The organism is Actinomadura sp. 6K520 (assembly GCF_004349245.1).
Classification (GTDB): Bacteria; Actinomycetota; Actinomycetes; order Streptosporangiales; family Streptosporangiaceae; genus Spirillospora.
Genome location: NZ_SMLC01000038.1, coordinates 13,968 through 36,741 on the forward strand (window position 1 = coordinate 13,968; position 22,774 = coordinate 36,741).

A 22,774-nucleotide genomic window follows, 5' to 3' on the forward strand; every position below is an offset into this window, starting at 1 on the left:
CATACCTCATCAGGGAACGATAGGGAACTTTAGGGAACATCTCCGGGCGACTGTCCGTCGCAGGGTGATCTGTCGTATTGACGGCCCCCCGCTCCACTTCACCTGGTATGTTCGCGCGACCCGACCGGCTGACGTCATACTCTCCGTCGGGCACCGGCCGGAACCCCCGTGAAGGAGTCGATGGCATGCGCACAAGGCCGCTCTACGACATCGCGGCGGTCCTCGCGCGACTCGGCGTGGGCGTCGTGTTCATGGCACACGGCTGGCAGAAGATCGAGGCGGGCGTCACCGCGACGAGCCGCTCGTTCGACGACCTCGGCGTCCCGCTGCCGACCGCGGCCGCCGTCTACTCCGCCTTCGTCGAACTCCTCGGCGGGGCCGCGCTGATCGCCGGGCTCGGCCTTCCCCTCACCGGCGCCCTGCTCTTCCTGGACATGGCGGGCGCGTTCATCTTCGTCCACGCGGACCAGGGCCTGTTCTTGGTGGACGGCGGGAACGTCCAGAACGGCTACGAGCTCGTCCTCGCCCTCGGCATGGTCAGCCTGCTGTTCGCCGCGGGCGGCGGCGGCCGGCTGACCGCCGACCAGTGGATCCTGGGAAAGCGGACGCGGGCCCCGAAGGACGACGGGGACGAGGAGGACGCCGCGAGCTTCGTGGCATCGCTCCGCGCGGCCGAGACCAAGCCCGCGAAGAAGCCACGCTCCCCCCGTGCCGCGAAGGACCAGCCGAAGGACCAGCCGCCCTCCCTGGATCCCCCCAAGAGCACCGGCACCCCCGACAAGCCGGACACGTCCGGCAAGGCCGGGGAAGGCGCCGAGGACGACGTGCTGGTCGCGGGCCGCAAGAGCCAGCGGCGCCGCGCGTCCCGCACCCAGCCGATCAAGCGCCCCTCCGGCACGGACGAGGACACCACCACCTGAAACGCCAAGGAGGGAACCGGCCGAAGCCGATCCCCTCCCCGGAGGCCGCGAAGCCCGCCCGGGCCCGGTCACCCCGACCGGGCCCGCAACGCACTACTGGGGCAGAGCACTTATTCGAAGGGTGCGGTATTCCTACGGATCAGACGCCTTCAGTCCAGTACGTCTGCAGCCTGGCGACGGCTTCCTCCTTGGCCATCATCGCGACCTCGGCCTCATCGAGACCGACCCTGGAGATCAGCAAGTGAACGAGGTCGGCGGGCAATGCCCCCGATGGTGGCGTGGGCGTTCCGCGATCCGGCACGACCTTGTCCTGGACACACCCCCAGAACGTCGCCTCGTCCACCTGAAGCTGATCACGGAGGATATGGCCCCAGATACCGGGGCCATATGTGCTCCGATCGACCGGGTGGGAGATGCGAGTCCTCAGGATCCGGCCGTCGGCAAGATCCAACTCATAGGTGACGTGGTGAGTCCCCGTTCGCCCACGGGCATTCCGCACCAGACGCCACCCTTCCGTCCGGCAGAAGCGGTCGTGGTCATCACGCGTGGGCTGCGGCCAGGTCACCGAGCTTTCCCCACCAGCCAATCACGCAACTGCTCATCATCACTGAGGCTGATCAGCTGGACGAGCCCCCAGTTCTCGCGGTGGTTCGAAGCATCGAGCAGATGGTCCTGCCAGTCTTCGGCGTACTCACGCAGCGCATCGATCATCTCCGTGACGGCCTCGTCAAAGGTCCCTCCATCCGCAGCGATCGGCAACCCGGGGATGAAGATCGACCAGCCGTCGGCTTCCGAAACCACTTGCGCACGAGATGGACTGACCACTGCGAGGTAGTGGCGCAATCGCTCGACGTCCACGATGGCGGTTCTGGACGACTCGCGACGCACCGTGGCCACGCGTCCTGTTTCAGCTGCGTCAAGGAGAGCCTTGAGATGCGCACGGGCCTCCGTATAGCTGTCGAAGTGAACAGCGGTCATGGCACTACCTCCATCGCAGCGTGCCTCCAGAGTGACACTCGCAGGTAAGTACGTCAAGTACTTCACGTACTTATGATGCCACACGCGCCGAAGAGATCGCGTTGCGCTGGATGCAACACGATCCCCCCGGCGCGGTGGAGCGATGCCCCGGCCCCTCCATCGCTCCACTGCTCTGAACTGGCCTTTTACGCCGTAGTGAGGCCCAGAATCAGCTGCAGCCGCTGGTGGAGCCGCAGCCTTCGCAGACGTAGCAGCTGCCCGCGGGACGCATCTTCGTGCCGCAGGTCAGGCACAGCGGTGCGTCCGCCGTACGGCCCTCGCGGCTCTCGATGATCTCCAGGGACGACCGCGCCGCACCCGCCGGGGCCGCGGCCGGCGGCCTGGCGATCTCGGCGGACTGGGCCAGCGACTCGTGGTCGACCTCGTCGCCGTGCAGGGCCGCGGGGTCCTCGCCGTTGGCCTGCATCGCACGCTCCTCGGCGGTCAGGATGCCGAGCCCCGCGCGCTCCTCGTACGGCAAGTGGTCCAGCGCCAGCCGGCGGAAGATGTAGTCCATCACCGACGTCGCCATGCGGATGTCCGGGTCGTCGGTCATGCCGGCGGGCTCGAACCGCATGTTGGTGAACTTCTCCACCCACGTCTCCAGCGGGACGCCGTACTGGAGGCTGATGGAGATCGCCATCGAGAAGGCGTCCATCACGCCGGCGAGCGTGGAGCCCTGCTTGCCGAGCTTGAGGAAGACCTCGCCGACACCGTCGTCGGGGTAGGACGACGCCGTCATGTACCCTTCGGCCCCGGCCACGGAGAAGCGGGTCACGGTCGCGGGACGCTGCTTCGGCAGCCGCCTGCGGACGGGACGCGGCGTCGCCGGCTCCGCCTTCTCCGCCTCCTTCTTGCCCGCGGCCGACAGCGGCTGGCCCACCTTGCAGTTGTCGCGGTAGATCGCCAGGGCCTTCAGCCCGAGCCGCCAGCCCTCGAAGTACACCCGCTCGATGTCCTCGATCGTGGCCTTCTCCGGCATGTTCACGGTCTTGGAGATCGCGCCGCTGAGGAACGGCTGCACCGCCGCCATCATCCGGACGTGCCCCATCGGGCTGATCGCCCGCTCGCCCATCGCGCAGTCGAACACCTCGTAGTGCTCGGGCCGCAGGCCGGGCGCGTCCACCACGTGCCCGTGCTCGGCGATGTACTCGACGATCGCCTCGATCTGCTCCTGCTGGTAGCCGAGCTGCTCCAGCGCACGCGGCACCGTGTGGTTGACGATCTGCATCGAACCGCCACCGACGAGCTTCTTGAACTTCATCAGCGCCAGGTCGGGCTCGATACCGGTCGTGTCGCAGTCCATCATCAGCCCGATGGTCCCGGTGGGCGCGAGCAGGCTGGCCTGCGCGTTCCGGTAGCCGTGCTTGTCACCGGCCTTCAGGCACTCCTGCCACTGCTTCGCGGCCGTGGCGTGGATGGCCTTGTCCATCTCGCCGAGCGTCCGGATGCCGTCGTTCGCCGCGGCGTGCTTGCGCATGACGCGCTTGTGCCCCTCGGCGTTGCGCGCGTACCCCGCGTACGGGCCGACGACCCCGGCGATCTCGGCGGACCGGCGGTAGGCGACCCCCGTCATCAGGGACGTGATCGCCGCGGCGAGCGACCGCCCGCCCGCGGAGTCGTAGGCGTGGCCGGTCGCCATCAGCAGCGCGCCGAGGTTGGCGTACCCGATGCCGAGCTGCCGGTAGTCGCGGGTCGTCTCGGCGATCTTCTCCGTCGGGAAGTCGGCGAACGTGATCGAGATGTCCATCGCCGTGATGATCAGCTCGGTCAGCTTGACGAACCTGGCGACGTCGAACGTCCCCGCGTCCGTGAGGAACTTCAGCAGGTTGATGCTCGCCAGGTTGCAGGACGAGTTGTCCAGACTCATGTACTCACTGCACGGGTTGCTTGCGGTGATTCGTCCGGTTTCCGGGTTGGTGTGCCAGTCGTTGATCGTGTCGTCGTACTGGATGCCGGGGTCGGCGCACTCCCACGCGGCCTTGGCCATCATCCGGAACAGGTCCTTGGCGCGGACGGTCTCCACGACCTCGCCGGTCATCCGGGCGCGCAGCGCGAACTCGCCGTCCGACTCGACGGCCCGCATGAACTCGTCCGACACGCGGACGGAGTTGTTGGCGTTCTGGTACTGGACGCTGCCGATGTCCTTGCCGCCGAGGTCCATGTCGAACCCGGCGTCCCGCAGCGCGCGGATCTTGTCCTCCTCGCGCGCCTTGGTCTCGATGAACTCCCCGACGTCGGGGTGGTCCACGTCCAGCACGACCATCTTGGCGGCCCGCCGGGTCGCGCCGCCAGACTTGATCGTCCCGGCGGAGGCGTCGGCGCCGCGCATGAACGAGACGGGCCCGCTGGCCGTGCCCCCGGACGAGAGCAGCTCCTTGCTGGAACGGATGCGGGACAGGTTCAGGCCGGCACCGGAGCCGCCCTTGAAGATGACGCCCTCTTCCTTGTACCAGTCGAGAATCGACTCCATCGTGTCGTCCACCGACAGAATGAAGCAGTTGTGCACCCGGATGTTGTCGCAGAGGAACTCGCTGCTCTCGGTCTGGATGTCGTAGACCTCCATCGCACCGAGTTCCTCGATCTCAGCGATCTCCAGCCGCTTGGTAGGAAAGGCCGGGCGACCCGGCTTCTCGAAACCCTGGTGGAGCTTCCGCGCCTTGGCCGGGTCGATGAACCCGATCTCGTCGGCGAAGACGCGACGGTCTCCCGCGTTCTGGATGCGCAGTGTCCAGCAGCCGTGCCGATCCGGCCGCGCGTCCGCCTTGAAACCCACCCTCGCGAAGATTCCGAAGCGCAGCAGGAGCCGCTGCATGCCTCGAATCAATCCTTCGGAGATCATGTCGACCTCGACAACCGTTGAGGACTCGCGTGCGGACACGAACCCCTCGGCTTGGAAGATGCTGCGGAGGTAGGCGGCGACGATGGGAAGCGGAGCGGTGAAGAGCCGCTCGGGGACCATCATGTCGACCCCGCGGGCGAGCAGCCCCCACTCCTCGACGTACTCCTTAAGCACCTCCCCGTAAAGCCTGGTGCGGCGGCAGTCGAGAGTGCCGTCCTGCGTCTCCACGGTGCGCTCGTGGCGATGGACGCCGGGAAAGACGACGTTCAGGTGACGCCCGACCCACTCACGCTCGGCGCCGGTCACCGTCATGGCCTCGATCGTGAGCGAGCGGTTGGTTCCGGTCTCGTAGCGGCCCACGAAACCGTCGGACTGCAGCCAGCCCGCTAGCGCGGCCTCAGCGAACTCCCGGGAGGTGATCTCCGCCTCGCCGAAGGCGTCCCGCCGATGCCATTCGAGCTTGTCCCCGGGCTTCAGCTCGCCGGCCGGGACAAAGGAGCCGTACTTCTCGTCGCTCGCCCGCCAGACGAGGTGATCGGGGGTGACGTCGAGCGTGTAGCCGGCCTTGGTGTGGATTCGCAGGACGTCTCGAACGCCGTTCGCCTTCGTCGCGACGATTCGGGTAAGCCCCGTAGCGTCGTAGACCTTCGTGCCGACGGCGTCGTCCTCAACGAGCTTGCCGATGGGAATGAGACCGGCCGGGGTGCTCACGAGCGATTCGTACGGAAGACACGCAGACACCTGCTGCGGGGACTTGGTTCCGACGTTGAACCAGACCGGGGAGTTGAAGCTGAACATCTGGTGGACGAGGGCGTACTTCAGTTCGTGCTCGAAGATCTCGGCGTCCTCGTCGGAGGCGAAGTAGCCCTGCTCGCGGCCGGTCTGGACGTACCTGCCGACGACGCGGTCGACGAGCTGCTTGAGGCTCCATTCGCGCTGCGGCGTGCCGACCGCGCCGCGGAAGTACTTGGACGTGACGATGTTGACGGCGTTCAGCGACCAGAAGTCGGGGAACTCGACGCCGCGCTGCTCGAAGTTCACCGAGCCGTCACGCCAGTTGGTCATGACGACGTCACGACGTTCCCAGCGCAGCTCGTCGTACGGATGCACGCCGGGCGTGGTGAAAATGCGCTCGGCCTTCAGCCCTTTGCGGCCCCCCTTGCCGCGCCGTGCCGCCGAGCCGCTCACCGTCTCCGTCATGACCTTCCCCCTCTCGGGCCCTCCCGCCGGGCCCTGTTCAGGAACAACCCCGCCGCCGCGTCGGGCATGCCCGCGCGGAGGCGCTTTACATGTGCTGCTTGTGTTTCCGGGGCCCGTCCCCTACCGGGACGGGCCGGGCTCCCCCGAGGAACCGGCCTTCCGCAGTGTTTCGATCTCCTTGGCGAAGTCGTCCAGCGACTCGAAGCTCCGGTAGACCGAGGCGAATCGCAGATAGGCGACCTCATCGAGTTCGCCGAGCGGCCCCAGGATGGCGAGGCCGATCTCGTGCGAGGGGATTTCCGCGGAGCCGGAGGACCTGATCTCCTCTTCGACCCGCTGCCCCAGCTTCGCGAGCGCATCCTCGTCGACCGGACGGCCCTGGCAGGCCCTGCGCACACCGGCGATGATCTTTTCCCGGGAGAACGGCTCGGTGACCCCGCTGCGCTTGGCCACCATCACGAGCACATTCTCCTGCGTCGTGAATCGCTTGCCGCATTCGGCACACGACCGGCGGCGCCTAATGGCGGCCCCGTCGTCGGTGGAGCGGCTGTCGATCACTTTGGTGTCAGGGTTGCGACAGAACGGGCAGTGCACGTCCGATCCCTCCCCTGACTAAAACGCTTCACACCACTGAACATCGCCATATATAGGTGAAGTACAGCGATGTGACTACTAGATGTTGTGGTGCAACCGTACGGCCCGCCGCAGGCGTACGCAACCTGATCGGCTGCCTCACGGGTCACATCACCCCGTCCCCCCAGGTCACGTAAGGCGTCTCGTTTCGCGACCCGGGCGTGTCGTCACACCCCGTCCGCACCACACCCCCCGACCGTGACGGATGCCCTGGTCAGCGCCGTCTGGACCGTCGCGGACCCGCTGCCGGGCGGCGCTGAGAGTGGATAGCGGCTTGCTCCCGGCTCCACGTGGATCAGTCCGCGCGCCGGTTGCGCCAAGGGGGCGGGTGGCTCGTCTCGTGGCCCGGCAGGCGACCACTTGTCAGCAGCGGACCGCGACCCAAGCCGGGGGCGGAAGTCGCGCCGGGGGTTCAGCGGGCGGGGAGGCGGAGTTCCTGGCCCGGCCGGACGGTCGGGTCGCCGCCCATCCCGTTCAGGTCGAGGATGCGCTGGACGACGAGGCGGGGGTCATTGCCCGGGTCGGCGTCGGCGGCGATGTCCCAGAGGGTCTCGCCGGGCTCGACGACGACGCTCTCTGCGCGGGTGGACGGCGGGTGGCCTTCCCGTCCGCCGGCCAGGGCACCGGAGCCGACGGTGAGCCACAGCGAGACGAGGGTGACGCCGGCGATGAAGATGATCAATACCGCGCGGCCGCGGCGGGTCAGGCGGATCGGGGTCCGGTCACTGTGCGGTGAACCCGACATCTCTCCCTCCTCGACGTCGAATGCATTTTCGATCGAACGTCTGTACGATGTTCTACAGGGGACATCGACAAAAAGCGAGGGCATCTTCGAACAATTGTTTGATCATCGGGTCTGGACGCGATAGCGTTCCATGACAACGAGTGACGGTTCGAGGCGCCCGGGAGGCGACTAGCGATGAGCAAGGTCCGGGAGCTGCCCGACGGGCCCATGGACGAGACCGGCCTGACCCAGCGGCAGCGCATGGTGCTGGAGGTGATCCGCGACTCGGTCCAGCGCCGGGGCTACCCGCCCTCGATGCGCGAGATCGGCGAGGCCGTGGGGCTGACCAGCACCTCCAGCGTGTCGCACCAGCTCCGGACGCTGCAGCGCAAGGGCTTCCTGCGTCGCGACCCGAACCGGCCGCGCGCCGTGGAGGTGCGGGTGCCGGGCACCACGCCCGTGCGCACGGACGAGGACACCTTCGAGGCGCCGGGTGCGCAGCCGGCCACGGCGCGGCCCGCGCCCGCCTACGTCCCGCTGGTGGGACGGATCGCCGCCGGCGGGCCGATCCTGGCCGAGGAGGCCGTGGAGGACGTCTTCACCCTGCCCAAGCAGCTCGTCGGCGAGGGCACGCACTTCCTGCTGAAGGTCAGCGGCGACTCGATGATCGATGTCGCGATCGCCGACGGGGACTGGGTGGTGGTGCGCCAGCAGCCGGTGGCCGAGCAGGGCGATATCGTCGCCGCCATGATCGACGGCGAGGCCACCGTGAAGACGTTCAAGCGGCGCGACGGGCACATCTGGCTGATGCCGCAGAACTCCGCCTACGAGCCGATCCCCGGCGACGAAGCCTCGGTCCTGGGCCGCGTCGTAGCGGTCCTCCGCAAGATGTGACCACCGGCGCCCCGACCTGATCCGCCGCCCGCGCCGGCGAACACCCGCGCCGGGCGCCCGGCGCGGCCGGGCCGAGGCGACCCGCGCGGGACGGCTCCTCCAGACCAGCCACTGGGTCATGGATCCGCGAAGAGACCTGCGCTGACGCAGGCGGCCCCGGGCCCTGCGCGTGACCGGCACAGCCCAGCCGGCCCCGATCCGCGGCTTGCGGCGACACGGGGGGCGGAAGGCGCGAGCGCCTGCCGGGCCGAGCGGCCGCCGTGGGGCGGCCGCTCGGCAAGGGTCAGCGTTTCGGCACGATGTTGACGATCTTGGGTGCGCGGACGATGACCTTGGCGATCTCGGCGCCGGAGAGGCTGTCCTGGACCCTGGCGGAGTCCAGCGCCAGGCGCTCCAGGTCGTCCGCGGTGATCGTGGGCGGGACCTCCAGGCGGTCGCGGACCTTGCCCGCCACCTGGACCACGCACGTGACCGACTCCTCCACCAGCAGGGCGGGGTCGGCGGACGGCCAGCCCGCGCGGATCACCGGCGCCTCGCGGCCCAGCAGCTCCCAGGCCTCGTCTGCCGTGTAGGGGGCGAACAGCGACAGCATCGCCGCGATGGCCTCGGCCGCCTCGCGGACGGCGGGGTCGGCGGCGCCGGGGCCCGAGTCGATGGCCTTGCGGGTCGCGGTGACCAGCTCCATGATCCGGGCGATCGCGACGTTGAACCGCTGGTTCTCGACCTGGGAGGTGACCTCGTCGACGGTGTGCGCGGTGACGCGGCGCAGCGCCGTGTCGCCGGTCGTGACGTCCACGCCGGGCGCGGAGGACACCTCGGTCGCGATGCGGTGCACGCGGGACAGGAACTTGGACATGCCGTGCGGCGACACGTCCGCCCAGTCGATGTCGTCCTCGGGCGGGCCGGAGAACAGGATCGCCAGCCGGACGACGTCCACGCCGTACTGGCCGATCTGCTCGCCCAGGTCGACGCCGTTGCCCAGGGACTTCGACATCGCCTTGCCCTGGTTGATCACCTGGCCCTGGTTCAGCAGCCGGCGGAACGGCTCGGTGAAGTCGACCATGCCCATGTCGTGCAGGACCTTGGTGAAGAACCGGCTGTACAGCAGGTGCAGGATGGCGTGCTCGACTCCGCCGGTGTACTGGTCGACCGGCATCCACCGGCGGACCTGCTCGACGTCGAACGGGCCGTCCTCGTAGCCGGGCGAGCAGTACCGGAAGAAGTACCAGGACGAGTCGACGAACGTGTCCATGGTGTCGGTGTCGCGGGTGGCGGCGCCGCCGCACTTGGGGCAGGCGACGTTGACCCATTCGGACGCGGCGGCCAGCGGCGAGGTGCCCTTGGGTGCCAGGTCGGCGCCGCGCAGGCCCTCGGGCAGCCGCACGGGCAGCTGGTCGTCCGGGACGGGGACCTCACCGCAGGCCGCGCAGTGCACGATCGGGATCGGGCAGCCCCAGAACCGCTGCCGGGACACCAGCCAGTCGCGCAGCCGGAAGTTCACCGACGCGCGGCCGGTGCCGCGCTCCTCCAGAATCTCGGTGATGCGGGCGATGGCGTCGCCCTTGACCAGGCCGTCGATCGGGCCGGAGTTGACGATCGCGCCGTCGCCGGGGGTGGCGACGCCGGTCTCGGCCGGGTCGGGCTGCCCGGTCTCGACGACGACGCGGACGGGCAGGCCGAACTTCAGCGCGAAGTCCAGGTCGCGCTGGTCGTGGGCGGGCACCGCCATGATCGCGCCGTGCCCGTACTCGGCCAGGACGTAGTCGGACGCCCAGATCGGCAGCCGCTCGCCGTTGACCGGGTTGACCGCGTAGCGGCCCAGGAAGACGCCGGTCTTCTCACGCTCGGTGGACAGCCGCTCGATCTCGCTCTCGCGGGAGACCTCCTCGCGGTACGCCTCGAACGCGGCGCGGTGGTCGGGCGAGCAGATCTCCTCGGCCAGCGCGGCGTCCGCGGCGACGACCATGAACGTCGCGCCGTACAGGGTGTCGGGGCGCGTGGTGTAGACGGTGACGGGCTCGTCGCGGCCCTCGATGACGAAGTCGACGTCGGCGCCGGTGGAGCGGCCGATCCAGTTGCGCTGCATCAGCAGGACGCGCTCGGGCCACCTGCCCTCCAGCTGCTCCATGTCGTCCAGCAGCCGGTCGGCGTAGTCGGTGATCTTGAAGTACCACTGGGTCAGGACGCGCTTCTCGACCAGGGCTCCGCAGCGTTCGCAGTGCCCGCCGACGACCTGCTCGTTGGCCAGGACGGTCTGGTCCTTGGGGCACCAGTTGACGTGGCCGCCCTTGCGGTAGGCCAGGCCCCGCTCGTAGAAGCGCAGGAACAGCCACTGCGTCCACCGGTAGTACTCGGGGTCGGAGGTGTGCAGGCGCCGCGTCCAGTCGAAGGACGGGGCGTAGCGCTGGAACGAGGCCGCCTGGGTCTCGATGTTGGCGTACGTCCATTCGGCGGGGTGCGAGTCGCGCTTGATGGCGGCGTTCTCGGCGGGCAGGCCGAAGGAGTCCCAGCCGATGGGGTGCAGGACGTTGAAGCCGCGCTGCAGCCAGTACCGCGCGGGGACGTCGCCGATGGCGAACGCCTCCGCGTGGCCCATGTGGAGGTCACCGCTCGGGTAGGGGAACATGTCCAGCGCGTAGCGGCGCTCGCGGTCCGCGTCCTTCTCGTCGGCCGTGAACGGTTCGAGCTCCGCCCAGCGGGCCTGCCACTTGTCCTGGACCGCCCGCGGGTCGTACCCGTCGTTCAGGGGGGACGGACCCCCTGTACCGCCCGCGGCCGCGCGGGAAGTAACGTCGCTGCTCACGCTTCCGTACTCCGAATTCTGCTCGCTCGCCGGCAGGGACCAGGCTGGCGCCGACATGAAATGGCCCCTCGCACAGGAGGGGCCACCACGCTGACGTCAGTAGTTCGTCAACGTGGTCGTACAAGGAGCAGCCTGGCTGACATACATCAAGAGTAGCGCAATCGCAAGCCCTCCCGCGGCGGGTCAGTGGCCGGACGCCTGCCGGGCCATGGAGACGACGCCGGTGACCTGGACGCGGGTGAGCTGGAGGTCGGCGCCGACGGCGGACAGGGTCTCCTCTTCCGAGACGCTGAGCCGCCCGTCGGTGAGGGCGATCTCGGCGGCGGCGCGCAGGATGCTCTCGCGCGCCTCGGGGGCGAGTGCGCCGGCGGTGCGGGCCATCTCGACACGGACCTCGTCGAAGGGGCGGGCGAGGTCGCCGTTCAGGGCGGCGTCGTCGTAGCCGGCCACGCCCGCCTGCTGGACGACGGCCACGGCGCGGGAGCGCGAGGACGGGTCGGTGTAGTCGCCGGCGCGCAGCACCTGGGCGATGGCCATGCGCAGGAGCATCGCGGGCATCTGCGCGAGCTGGGCGGTGGTCGGCGCGTCGAGGACGCCGGGCTCCCAGCGTCCCTTGCAGGTGCCGCATTCGACGAACTCGCCGCCGGTCTTGGTGAGCGGAATGACCGGGATGAAGAACAGGGTGAAGAAGTTGCGGCCCTGGCGGCGCTTGTACTCCCGGTCGCCGCCGCAGTTGGGGCAGTGGAAGACCCCTCTGGTCAGGGTGAAGAAGACCACGCGCCAGCCGAATATGATCAAGATCGTCACCTTTCTGGGTGGAGCGGCACATCGTAACGGGGCGGTGCACGGCATGGGGTGCGATCCGTCCCGGAACGGCTTCCCGGCCCCGAAGGCGTCTCCACGGACGGTCCGCGGTCGGCGGCACGGAAACCGCACGTCAACGGGACTTGAAGGATGGCGCGAACGGAACTCCATGCAGGAGGATGGGCGAAATGACCCATACACTCGGCGGTAACTAACCGGCCGGTCACCTTTCCCGCGAGGAGTGCCACACGATGCTCAACCTGTCCGTGCTGCTGGAGGACGCCGCCAGGGAGACGCCCGACCGCGAGGCGGTCGTGTTCGGCGATCTCCGGCTCTCCTACTCGTTCATCGACTCGGTCGCCAACCAGGTCGCGAACCTGCTGCGGTCGCGCGGCATCGGACCGGGCGACAAGGTGGCGCTGTCCAGCCCGAACCTGCCCTACTTCCCGATGGTCTACTTCGGGGCGCTCAAGGCGGGCGCGGTGGTCGTCCCGCTGAACGTGCTGCTCAAGCCGCGGGAGATCACCTACCACCTCGCCGACTCCGACGCCAAGGCGCTGTTCTGCTTCGAGGGGACGCCGGAGCTCCCGCTCGGCGAGATGGGCCACGCCGGGTTCGAGAAGGCCGAGGGCTGCGAGCACTTCTTCCTGCTGCCGGCGAACCCGGCGGCGACCGAGTCGCCGATCGAGGGGGCCGAGCTGTTCTGGGCCGCGCTGGCCGGGCAGCCGAGCACGTTCGACGCGGCGCTGACCGACCCGAACGACACCGCCGTCATCATCTACACCAGCGGGACGACGGGGCAGCCGAAGGGCGCCGAGCTGTCGCACGGCAACCTGCTGTCGAACGCCATGGTGAGCGACACGCTCTTCGAGCGGACGCTGCACGACACGTCGCTGGTGACGCTGCCGCTGTTCCACATCTTCGGGCAGACGTGCGTGATGAACGTCGGCTTCTACCGGCGGGCGACGCTCGTCCTGCAGCCCCGGTTCGAGGCGAAGCAGGCCATCGAGCTGATGGTCAAGGAGAAGGTGAACATCTTCGCGGGCGTCCCGACGATGTACTGGGGGCTGCTGACCGACGACACCTCCGACGAGGACATCGCGACGATCCGGGAGAACCTGCGGGTCGCGGTCTCGGGCGGTTCGGCGCTGCCGATGGAGGTCCTGAAGGGGGTCAAGAAGAAGTTCGACGTGGACGTCCTGGAGGGCTACGGCCTGTCGGAGACGTCGCCGGTGGCCTCGTTCAACCGCCCGGACCGCCCGGCCAAGCCCGGTTCGATCGGCCTGCCCGTCTGGGGCGTGGAGATGAAGCTCATCGACGACGAGTGGAAGGACGTCGAGGGCGAGGGGCCCGGCGAGATCGCCATCCGCGGGCACAACATCATGAAGGGCTACTACGACCGGCCCGAGGCGACCGCGGAGTCGATCCGGGACGGCTGGTTCCGCACCGGTGACGTGGCCCGCCGCGACGAGGAGGGCTACTACTACATCATCGACCGCTCCAAGGACATGATCATCCGGGGCGGGTACAACGTCTACCCGCGGGAGCTCGAAGAGGTCCTGATGACCCACCCGGACGTGTCGCTGGCCGCGGTCGTGGGCGTCGAGCACCCGTCGCACGGTGAGGAGATCAAGGCGTACGTGATCCGGACGCCGGGCTCCACCCTCACCGAGGACGAGCTGGTCGCGTGGGGCAAGGAGCAGTTCGCGAACTACAAGTACCCGCGGATCGTCGAGTTCCGCGACGAGCTGCCGATGACCGCCACCGGCAAGATCCTCAAGCGCGAGCTGCGCTGAGCCGCCGTGCCCGCGGGCCCGGGTTCCCGGCACGTGCCGGGGTCCCGGGCCCCGGCACGTGCGGAGCGGAGGTTCAGCGCGGGGTGAGGTCCTGCGTCCCGACGACGCGCAGCAGTTTCAGTGCCTCGTGGGACCGGCTGCCGGGCGCGGCCGTGTAGAGGACGACCTTCTGGTCGCGTTCGGGCACGACGAGGACGTCGCAGTGGACCTCGATCTCCCCGACGACCGGGTGCGTGAGCTTCTTGGTGCCGCTCCGGCGCACCGCGACCTGGTGGCGTGCCCAGAGCCGGCGGAACAGCTCGCTGCCCTCCGTCAGCTCGGCGATCAGGCCGTTCACGCCGGGATCGTCCGGGTAGCGGCCGAGGGCGGCGCGCAGGTCGGCGACGCTCAGCCGCGCGAACTGCTGGTTCTCGTCCTCGTCCGTCATGTGCTGCGAGCCGGGGCGCAGGAACAGGGAGCGCATCGGGTTGCGGTCGCGCGGCTCCAGCGCGGAGAAGTCGGTGATGAGCGCGGCCGCCATGGCGTTCCATGCGAGGACGTCGTACTTGGCGTCCAGCACGTACGCGGGAGTGTCGTCCAGGCGTTGCAGCAGGTGCAGGATGCCCGCGGGCACCTCCTGCGGCGGTCCCGGAGGTGGCGCCGGGGGCTCCCCCGCGAGGTTGAAGAGGTGGGCACGCTCGTCGTCGGTGAGCCTCAGCGCGCGCGCCATCGCGCCCAGGATCTGCCTGGACGGACGTGGCCCGCGTCCTTGTTCCAGCCGGATGTAGTAGTCCACCGACATCCCGGCCAGGCGCGCGACCTCTTCCCTCCGCAGTCCAGGCGTGCGGCGCCGGACACCCGCCTCCAGGCCCACGTCCGCGGGTTGGACGCGTGCGCGGCGCGAACGCAGGAACTCGGCCATTGCCTCCCTGTCCATGTGTCCCAGGATGGCCGAGCGGACCGCCCCGCGGCATTCCCAAGGGTGGTACCGCCGGTCCCAGCTTCCGGCGGTCTCTCCTCAAGGCCGCCGTGACCGAGCAGCCTTCCTGACATGACTGCACAGATCGCCCTGATCACAGGAGCCAACAAGGGAATCGGATTCGAGACGGCGCGGCTGCTGGGCCGTGAAGGCATGACCGTCCTCATCGGGGCGCGTTCGGCCGGCCTCGGGGAGGAGGCCGCCGCGGCGCTGGGCGGGGAGGGGATCGACGCCCGGTTCGTCCATCTCGACGTCACCGATCCCGCCACGATCGAGGCCGCGGCCAAGCGGATCGAGAGCGAGCACGGGCGCCTGGACGTCCTGGTCAACAATGCCGGAATCGCGCCTGCCGCCGGATGGGCCGCCCCGAGCGCCACCTCCGTCGAGACGATGCGCGAGGTGTACGAGACGAACGTGTTCGGCGTCGTCGCCGTGACCAACGCAATGCTGCCGCTCGTGCGCCGCTCCCCGGCCGGACGGATCGTCAACGTGTCGAGCGGGCTGGGCTCGCTCGCCGCGATGAGCGACCCGTCCGGTGAGTTCTTCCCGATGAACACGCTGGCCTACCCGTCGTCCAAGACGGCGGTGAACGCGCTCACGGTCGCCTATGCGAAGGATCTGGCCGACACCCCGATAAAGGTGAACGCAGCCGACCCGGGTTACTGCGCCACCGACATGAACGGGCACGCCGGGTCCCGGACGCCCGTCCAGGGCGCCACGGAGGTCTTCCTCCTGGCGACCCTGGACGACGACGGCCCGACCGGCGCGTTCCAGGGCGGCGGAGAGCAGCCGGGCCGGCCCCTGTCCTGGTGATCGCGGCCGGGTGGCCGGTCAGCTCGCGGAGGGCCGGTCAGATCGTGTAGGGCAGGTCAGATCGTGTAGGGCAGGTGCTTGATCCCGTTGATGAAGTTGGACTCCAGGCGGGCGGGTTCGCCGGACGCGCGGATCTCGGGCGTCCGGCGGAGCAGCTCGCGGAACATCACGGTGATCTCGCGCCTGGCCAGGTGCGCGCCGAGGCAGAAGTGCGGCCCCGGCCCGCCGAACCCGACGTGCGGGTTGGGGTCGCGCAGGATGTCGAACTTCTCCGGGTCGGTGAAGACCGTCTCGTCGCGGTTGGCCGACCAGTAGTACAGGACGAGCTTGTCGCCCTCCTTGATCTGGTGGTCGTTCAGCGTGGTGTCGCGGGTCGCGGTGCGCCGCATCCAGATCACCGGCGACACGTACCGGACGATCTCCTCGACGGCCCCGGGCATGCGGGCGTCGAAGTCCGCGGTGAGCAGCGCCCGCTGGTCGGGGTTGCGGGTGAGCAGGTCCAGGCCGTGCGCGATCGCGTTGCGGGTGGTCTCGTTCCCGGCGACGACCAGGAGGATGAAGAAGGAGCCGAGCTCCTGGTCGGTCAGGGACTCGCCGTCGATGTTGGCGTTGACCAGCGCGGAGGTCAGGTCGTCGGTGGGGTCGGCGCGGCGCTGCCTGCCGAGGTCCTCGACCAGGTTCTTGAGCGTCTCCCCGGCCCCGAGCAGCGCCATCGCCATCTGCTCGGCGTCGTTGGACGGGATGAACTCCGCGTCGTTGCCGGCGAGGATGACGTTCGTGGCGTCCAGGACCGTCTGGTACTGCTCCTCGGCGATCCCCATCATGTCGCAGATGATCTTCAGAGGCAGCCGGGCGGCGACGTCGGCGACGAAGTCGCCCGAGCCGCCGCCGGTGGCGATGCGCTCGACGATCTCCCCGGCGACGGCCTCGACCTTGTCCTCGAACCGCTGGATCATGCGCGGGGAGAACGCCCGGGACACGATCCGCCTGATCTTGGCGTGCCGCGGGTCGTCCATGCTGATCATCGAGCCGAAGAACTCGTGCATGTCGCCGGGCATGTCCGGGATGCTGATGGCGCCCTTGCCGGAGCAGAAGTCCTGCGGGCGGCGGGACGCCTCGATGATGTCGGCGTGCCGGGTCAGCGCGTAGTAGCCGGGCCCCTGCGGCATGATGACGATGTCGGGTTCCTCGAAGCGCACGAGCGCGGGATGCCAGCGCAGGGCCTTGAACGCCTCATGCCGGTACTCGTGCGGCTGCCGCCAGAATTCCCAGTCCGTCAGGTTGATGTCCTCGACCTTGAGCACGTACCCACCACCTCGTCGATCCGAACCTCGTTCGGTTTACAGGCACCCTCTCAAAGTAAAGCCACAAGTGCCCACTTTTCGACACGGTGACGACAGTCACACTAGCCGCCCCGGACCACCCCCCGGCCGACTCCGCGGCCGGACCGCGGGGTAGCGTGCGCCGCGAACCGAGGAGGCGGACATGAGCGACTTCACGACCGGATCGGTCAGCGCGAACGGGCTGGACTTCGGATACCTGGCGGCGGGCCCCGCGGACGGCCCCCTGGCGCTGCTCCTGCACGGCTTCCCGGACTCGCCGCACACCTGGCGGCACCTCATGCCCGGGCTCGCCGCCGCCGGGTACCGCGCCGTCGCCCCGTTCATGCGGGGGTACGCGCCCACGTCCGTCCCCGAGGACGGCACCTACCAGAGCGGTGCGCTCGCGGCCGACGCCATCGCCCTGCACGACGCCCTCGGCGGCGGGTCCGACGCCGTCATCGTCGGGCACGACTGGGGCGCCTTCGCCACCTACGGCGCCGCGAACGCCGCCCCGGACCGCTGGCGCAGGGTCGTCACCATGTCCGTCCCGCCCATCTCCGTGATGACCACCGCGTTCTTCGACTACGAGCAGCTCAAGCGCTCGTTCTACATCTTCGTGTTCCAGACGCCGCTGGCCGAGGCCGCACTGGACCGCGCGTTCGTCGAGGGGCTCTGGCGCGACTGGTCCCCCGGCGACGACCGCGACCGGTCACCGGACGTGGACCATGTCATGGACTGCCTGGCCGCCCCGGACAACGTCGCGGCGGCGATCGGGTACTACCGCGCCATGCTCGACCCGTCCCGGCTCGTCGAGCGTTTCGCGGCCGAGCAGGAGGCGACGACCAGGGTCGGCGAACTGCCCGTCCTGTACCTGCACGGGGCCGACGACGGCTGCCTGGGCGCGGACGTGGTCGCCCCCGGCGGGGACCTCGGCGCCGTCGAGGCCGCTCTGCCGCCGGGCTCGCAGGCCCATCTCGTCCCGGGCGCTGGTCACTTCCTCCAGTTGGACCGCCCCGAAGACGTGAACACCCGCATCCTCGACTGGCTGGCGTAGCCTCCGGACGGGGTCGCGCCCGTCAGGTGGGGTCACCGAAGAGCGGCACGTCGGACGGCTCCAGATCCCTCCGGACCCGGACGAAGCGAACCGCGTGCCGCCAGCGGCCCTGCTCGACGGCGGCGTCCGCGCTCATCTCCACGACGATCTCCGGCTCCGTCCGCAGGTACCGGATCGGCGGATGCGCCCCGTACGGGCCGCCCGCGAACCCGGCGGGCAGTTCCGCCGGCCACGGATGGCCGGGCCCGGCGTGCCGCAGAAGGTCGGCCAGCGACGTGCGGGCGGCGGGCGGGAGCGGCGTCGTCCGCGCGACGACCCGGAGCCGCCCGCCGGTGTCGTAGCGGCCGAGGATCAGCGTCTCGGGAGCCTGCCGGGTGCCGGTCACCCCGCCGATGATCGCCTCCACGGTGATGCGGCGCTTCACCTTCCGCCAGCCGCGCCGGCCCTCCAGGTAGGGGCCGTCGGCGTCCTTGACCACGAGGCCCTCGACGCCCCGGGCGGCGAAGGCGTCGAACCAGAGCGCCGCCTCCTCGGCGTCGGCCGTCTGCGGGGTGACGACGACGCGCGCGTGCGGCGGGGCGGCGCCGAGCAACGCCTCCAGGACGGTGCGGCGCTCCCGCAGCGGGCGCGGACGCAGGTCCACGCCATCGGATTCGAGGACGTCGAACACGACGTAGTGGCAGGGTTCGGTCCGCGCGAGCTCGGCCCGGCGGCGTCCGGCGACGTGGCGGCGCTGCAGCGCGCCGAAGTCGAGGCTCCCGTCGGCGGCCCAGCGGACGATCTCACCGTCGACGACCGTGCCCGGCGCGAGCTGCTCCGCGACGGCCGCGACGATCTCGGGGAACGCCTCGTTGAAGCGGGTGCGGCGGCGGGACGACAGGTGGACGGCGCCGTCCTCGGCCACGCGGGCGAGCGCGCGGAACCCGTCGAACTTGGGCTCGTAGCGGCAGCCGCCCGGGCATGACTGCGGCGGCGGGATCTGGTCGATCGTCGCGGCCAGCATCGGCTTCAGCGGGGACCGGATGTGCATGGCTCGCGCCCCCCGAACTCGGCGGTCCTGATGACCGCCTACCCCGCCCGGCCTGCGCCGATAGGCCGCCGGACGAATGTTGACCAGCGGTTGCACCGTCCGGGGCGGCTCGGGAGCCGCCGGGTCACGGTGCCGGGCCGGACGTGCCGGACGGCGGCCGGCCGGAAAGGCGACGAGCCGGCCGGAGTGTCCGGTCGGCTCGTCCTGGTTCAGCGGATGGTCGTGGGCGTCACGAATTCCAGTCGGGACGGAGCGGCATGTTGCTCGTGCCGTCGTCGTGCAGCTTGACGCCGAGCGTCTGGTGCAGCTGGATCCAGTTCTGGTCGAAGCCGAGCACGCAGCCGGCCATGTAGACGCGCCACACCCGGGCGGTGCCCTCGCCGACCTCGGCGACGGCCTCGTCCCAGTGCTCGTCGAGGTTCTCGCACCAGGCGGTGAGCGTGCGGGCGTAGTGCTCGCGCAGGTTCTCCTGGTGGCGGATCTCGAAGCCCGCGTCGTTCATCTGGCACTGGACGTAGCCGGGGCCCTCCAGCTCACCGTCCGGGAACACGTAGCGGTTGATGAAGCCGTTCTCCTTGCGGGACGGCGCGATGTTGTCGGGGCGGGTGATGGTGTGGTTCAGCAGGCGCCCGCCCTTCTTCAGCTTCCCGTGCAGGAACGAGAAGTAGGCGGGCAGGTTGGCCTTGCCGATGTGCTCGGTGAGGCCGATGGAGCTGATCGCGTCGAAGCCTGACTCGGTGACGTCCCGGTAGTCCATGTGCCGGACCTCCGCGAGGTCCGACAGGCCGCGGTCCGCGATGGCCTTCTGCGCCCACTCGGCCTGCTGCTTGGACAGCGTGACGCCGAGCGCCCGGACGCCGTACTCCTTCGCGGCGTGCATCACCATGCCGCCCCAGCCGCAGCCCACGTCCAGCAGGCGCATGCCCGGCTTCAGGGCGATCTTCTTGGCGACCAGGTCGTGCTTGAAGAACTGCGCTTCCTCCAGCGTGGCGTCCTCCGTGGGGTAACACGCGCACGTGTAGGCCATGGAGGGGCCGAGCACCCACTCGTAGAACGTGTTGGACACGTCGTAGTGGTGCGAGATCGCCTTCGCGTCCCGGCGCTTGGAGTGCCGCAGCCACGAGGGGATGCGGCTGAACGGCGCCTCTTGCGGCGGCGGGTCGAGCCGGCGGGAGACCGCGGCGCGGAGCAGCGGATCGCCGAGCACGCCGCCGAGGATCCGCGCCTTGTCGCGCGGCGTCACCTCGTTGAACACCTGCTGCATCGTGCGCAGCGCCGTGATCATTTCGCCGCTGACGTCGATCATGCCGGTGACGTAGGCGCGTGCCAGGCCCAGGGCGCCCGGCGAGTGCAGCAGATACGACACCGCGTACGGCGAGCGGATGTCGAACCGGATGTCGGCGCCGGGCACACCTGCCCGGGAACCGTCGTACGCCGTGAACTCCACTGGCGCCTCAGCCCCGGCGAGCCGCTCGAAGACCCTCGCCAGCGTCATGGTGATCCCTCCTGTCTCTCCGCCCGGCCGGGTCCGGGATGACCGGCGGCCGTCCGGGCACTCCCCCGAACCTGCGGACGCCTGGTCAGCGTCCGCGCACGCACTTGTCGTACAGGTCAAGCAGGCGCTCGCCGGGGTCGTAGCTCCCCTTGAGCCGCCGGTAGGTCTCCCCGTCGTAGTAGCGCCAGAACTCTTCCCTGCCGTAAAAGGCAGTCGAATAGAGGGACTTGTGCCCGTCAAGGGCCGCGACCTTACGTTCGATGAGCCGGTTGTGGTACTCGGGGATCTGCCCGGGTGGAAGCCGGACCGTCCCCCAGAAGCCGACGTTCACGTACGGGCGGCCCACCTCCAGCGGGTACAGGGGCCACCGCTCCTTCGCGCGCAGCGGGCACAGCCAGATCGGGCTCATCCCGACCTTGTCGTGGAAGAACTCCAGGAATTCGGGGAGCCGCTCGGCGGGCACCTCGATGTCCTGGATGACGTCCTCGCGGGGCCGCAGCCCACGCCACCGGTCGGCCCGCGCGACGAAGTGGTACCGCCGGTCGTAGGCGACGAGCTTCCGGTACACGTCCGACCGCTTGTACCTGTCGGGCCACAGCCGCCGGACGGCCGGGTTCTGGACGCCGAAGGCGCCGGAGCACCAGAACCAGTCGGTGTCCCAGCGCCAGATGTAGTCGCGGATCGTCAGGAAGTCGACCGACCGCTCCTGGATCGACCGGTAGTAGATCCCCTGGCCGGTGTAGTCGGACGTGTACGGTGCCGAGTCGGTGAAGTAGCCCAGCGTGATGTACTGCTCGTCCGCGCCGAAGACCGTGCCGTCCATGAAGTCGACGGCCTCGCCCTCGAACCGCCCTGACTCGGTGATCTCCGCCATCACCCTGGACAGCTCGGCCGCGTCGCCGAACCGCAGATGCCGCAGCCGGACGTACGGGTCGACCCGCCTCAGCTCGATCTTCAGCCGCAGCGAGTAGCCGAGCGTGCCGTAGGAGTTGGGGAACCCGTAGAACAGGTCGGCGTGCTCGTTGTCCCGGGTCGCGGTGACGACCCGCCCGTCGCCGGTCAGGACCTCCATCTCCAGGACCGCCTCGTGCGGCAGCCCGTCCCGGAAGGAGCTCGACTCGATGCCGAGGCCCGTCACGGCGCCGCCGAGCGTGATCGTCTTCAGCTGCGGGACGACCGTCGGCATCAGCCCGTGCGGGAGCGTCGCGTCGACGAGGTCCTCGTACGTCGTCATGCCCTGGACCTGCGCGGTCCGCTCCTCGGCGTCGACGCTCAGCACCTTGTCGAACCCGGACACGTCCAGCCCGGGCGCGTCCGAGGGGTCGCGCCACCGGAACAGGTTCGAGGTCCGCTTCGCCAGCCGCACCGGCGTGCCCGCCGGGATCGCCTCGTAGGACCTCTTGAGCTCCTCCACCGCCCGCTGGTGATCGCCCCTGACCACAAGTTCCGTCATCTGCCCCTCCCGGAGACACAGTTAATCGATCATCCCATGCAGGGTCCACATGATTTGGACGTTAGGGGAGTCACAGGCAGAGAGCGGAATAACTCCTCGGGCACGTACATCGGCGTCTTTTCATCTCCTGGAGGCGACGGAACCGCAACTGGGCGACCACGTCAACATCTCCCCCGCCCCCCACACCTACAAACACGCCCCCGCGCCGGACCACAGTCACGACACCACCCGCGCCCCACGCCGCGCTCGCGCTCACGACACCGGCCGCGCCACGTACACGGGCCAGGCGGGCGAGCCAACGAAGGTTCGCGCGCAATGACTTCACCCGCGGAACATCACGCCCAGCGGAAGATGTGGCCGGTCAACACGTATCCGGCCACTGCAGCCGACCGCCCCCACGCCACGCTCGTGCTCACGGTAATGACCGCGCCACCTCAAGGGGTCGGGCAGGCGACGGTCGGGCGTGGTCACTTCACCAGGCGGAGGATCCACGGGTAGCGGAACGTGTTGCCGGACAGGGCGTAGACGGCCGCCACGGCCGACAGGACCCACGCCACGGCGTAGACGATTCCGCCGATGCCGAAGGTGACGATGGTGAGCAGGAGGAGCGTCAACTGGAAGTTCACGGCCTCGGCCGCCTGGCGCCGGACGTACTCGGACCGCTTGCCGCTCAGCAGCATCAGCACCAGTGGCCCAACGAACAGGGTCGGTACGGCTACGGCGTGCGCGGCCGAGGCGAGCATGCGGTCCTCGCCGGTGGGGGACTCCCCGTCCCAGGCGACGGCCTTGCGTCCCGGCTGCGGTGCGGGGAGCAGATCGTGGGTGAGCCCGCCGAGGTCGTTGCGGGTCTTCGCCGTCATCGCCAGGTGCGTGCGCAGGTCGAATTCCTCGTGGTCGATCCGGCCTTCCGCGTACGCGTCCTGCAGGCGCTCGATGACCGATTCGCGTTCGGCGTCCGAGACCCTCAGATCCCCCACCGCGTAGCTACTGTTCATACCTTTCATGCTCCGCGACGT

At 69.5% G+C, this 22,774-nt stretch carries 18 protein-coding genes; 5 read left to right on the plus strand and 13 right to left on the minus strand.

Going from position 1 to position 22,774, the window contains the following annotated elements; translation table 11 throughout:
* Positions 1–185 precede the first annotated feature (185 nt).
* Complete coding sequence (locus E1289_RS13095) at positions 186–920, plus strand: DoxX family protein (protein ID WP_131979666.1); 735 nt, start codon at positions 186–188, stop codon at positions 918–920.
* A gap of 139 nt (positions 921–1,059) precedes the next feature.
* Here E1289_RS13095 and E1289_RS39560 read toward each other — a convergent pair whose 3' ends face one another.
* The 5 genes from E1289_RS39560 to E1289_RS13120 all read right to left on the minus strand — a co-directional run bounded on the left by E1289_RS39560 (position 1,060) and on the right by E1289_RS13120 (position 7,357).
* The gene (locus tag E1289_RS39560) at positions 1,060–1,485 is read right to left on the minus strand and encodes a cytotoxic translational repressor of toxin-antitoxin stability system (RefSeq protein WP_131979669.1); all 426 of its coding nucleotides are present in this window, start codon (positions 1,483–1,485) and stop codon (positions 1,060–1,062) included.
* Positions 1,482–1,898 (minus strand): prevent-host-death protein, encoded by a 417-nt coding sequence (locus E1289_RS13105; RefSeq protein ID WP_131979673.1) that lies wholly within the window; start codon positions 1,896–1,898, stop codon positions 1,482–1,484. The genes E1289_RS39560 and E1289_RS13105 overlap by 4 nt, the downstream gene beginning before the upstream one ends.
* A 208-nt stretch (positions 1,899–2,106) precedes the next feature.
* The gene (locus E1289_RS13110; RefSeq protein WP_131979675.1) at positions 2,107–5,979 is read right to left on the minus strand and encodes a vitamin B12-dependent ribonucleotide reductase; all 3,873 of its coding nucleotides are present in this window, start codon (positions 5,977–5,979) and stop codon (positions 2,107–2,109) included.
* A gap of 120 nt (positions 5,980–6,099) precedes the next feature.
* Positions 6,100–6,573, minus strand: a complete 474-nt coding sequence (gene nrdR, locus E1289_RS13115; RefSeq protein WP_131979678.1) for a transcriptional regulator NrdR — start codon at positions 6,571–6,573, stop codon at positions 6,100–6,102.
* 451 nt (positions 6,574–7,024) lie between these two features.
* Complete coding sequence (locus tag E1289_RS13120) at positions 7,025–7,357, minus strand: LysM domain-containing protein (RefSeq protein WP_165970455.1); 333 nt, start codon at positions 7,355–7,357, stop codon at positions 7,025–7,027.
* A 174-nt stretch (positions 7,358–7,531) separates the two neighbouring features.
* Between E1289_RS13120 and lexA the strand changes: the two genes are divergently transcribed.
* Entirely contained in the window at positions 7,532–8,230 is a 699-nt protein-coding gene (lexA, locus tag E1289_RS13125; protein WP_131979684.1) for a transcriptional repressor LexA, read from the plus strand.
* Positions 8,231–8,513: 283 nt separating this feature from the next.
* Here the strand turns inward: lexA and leuS are convergent, their stop codons facing one another.
* The gene (gene leuS / locus E1289_RS13130) at positions 8,514–10,976 is read right to left on the minus strand and encodes a leucine--tRNA ligase (protein ID WP_243712799.1); all 2,463 of its coding nucleotides are present in this window, start codon (positions 10,974–10,976) and stop codon (positions 8,514–8,516) included.
* A 240-nt stretch (positions 10,977–11,216) separates the two neighbouring features.
* Positions 11,217–11,831: a zinc-ribbon domain-containing protein gene (locus tag E1289_RS13135; RefSeq protein WP_131979690.1), complete on the minus strand. Its 615-nt coding sequence runs from the start codon at positions 11,829–11,831 to the stop codon at positions 11,217–11,219.
* 257 nt (positions 11,832–12,088) lie between these two features.
* Here E1289_RS13135 and E1289_RS13140 point away from each other — a divergent pair, with 257 nt between their 5' ends.
* Positions 12,089–13,633: a long-chain fatty acid--CoA ligase gene (locus E1289_RS13140; protein ID WP_131979694.1), complete on the plus strand. Its 1,545-nt coding sequence runs from the start codon at positions 12,089–12,091 to the stop codon at positions 13,631–13,633.
* 73 nt (positions 13,634–13,706) lie between these two features.
* Here E1289_RS13140 and E1289_RS13145 read toward each other — a convergent pair whose 3' ends face one another.
* On the minus strand, positions 13,707–14,549 hold the full coding sequence (locus E1289_RS13145; protein ID WP_131979696.1) for a helix-turn-helix transcriptional regulator: 843 nt from the start codon (positions 14,547–14,549) through the stop codon (positions 13,707–13,709).
* A gap of 114 nt (positions 14,550–14,663) precedes the next feature.
* On the opposite strand from E1289_RS13145, the gene E1289_RS13150 reads away from it, so the two are divergent.
* Entirely contained in the window at positions 14,664–15,404 is a 741-nt protein-coding gene (locus tag E1289_RS13150; RefSeq protein ID WP_131979699.1) for an SDR family oxidoreductase, read from the plus strand.
* Between the two features lie 56 nt (positions 15,405–15,460).
* On the opposite strand, the gene E1289_RS13155 is transcribed toward E1289_RS13150, so the two are convergent.
* Positions 15,461–16,708: a cytochrome P450 gene (locus E1289_RS13155; RefSeq protein ID WP_131979702.1), complete on the minus strand. Its 1,248-nt coding sequence runs from the start codon at positions 16,706–16,708 to the stop codon at positions 15,461–15,463.
* Positions 16,709–16,889: 181 nt separating this feature from the next.
* On the opposite strand from E1289_RS13155, the gene E1289_RS13160 reads away from it, so the two are divergent.
* The gene (locus E1289_RS13160; RefSeq protein ID WP_131979706.1) at positions 16,890–17,780 is read left to right on the plus strand and encodes an alpha/beta hydrolase; all 891 of its coding nucleotides are present in this window, start codon (positions 16,890–16,892) and stop codon (positions 17,778–17,780) included.
* Positions 17,781–17,802: 22 nt separating this feature from the next.
* Here the strand turns inward: E1289_RS13160 and E1289_RS13165 are convergent, their stop codons facing one another.
* The 4 genes from E1289_RS13165 to E1289_RS13180 form a co-directional block, all read right to left on the minus strand.
* Complete coding sequence (locus E1289_RS13165) at positions 17,803–18,810, minus strand: ATP-dependent DNA ligase (RefSeq protein ID WP_243712795.1); 1,008 nt, start codon at positions 18,808–18,810, stop codon at positions 17,803–17,805.
* A 229-nt stretch (positions 18,811–19,039) separates the two neighbouring features.
* Positions 19,040–20,305: a class I SAM-dependent methyltransferase gene (locus E1289_RS13170; RefSeq protein WP_131979709.1), complete on the minus strand. Its 1,266-nt coding sequence runs from the start codon at positions 20,303–20,305 to the stop codon at positions 19,040–19,042.
* Positions 20,306–20,390: 85 nt separating this feature from the next.
* On the minus strand, positions 20,391–21,758 hold the full coding sequence (locus tag E1289_RS13175) for an FAD-binding oxidoreductase (RefSeq protein WP_131979712.1): 1,368 nt from the start codon (positions 21,756–21,758) through the stop codon (positions 20,391–20,393).
* 467 nt (positions 21,759–22,225) lie between these two features.
* Entirely contained in the window at positions 22,226–22,753 is a 528-nt protein-coding gene (locus E1289_RS13180; protein WP_131979714.1) for a DUF1707 and DUF4870 domain-containing protein, read from the minus strand.
* Positions 22,754–22,774 lie beyond the last annotated feature (21 nt).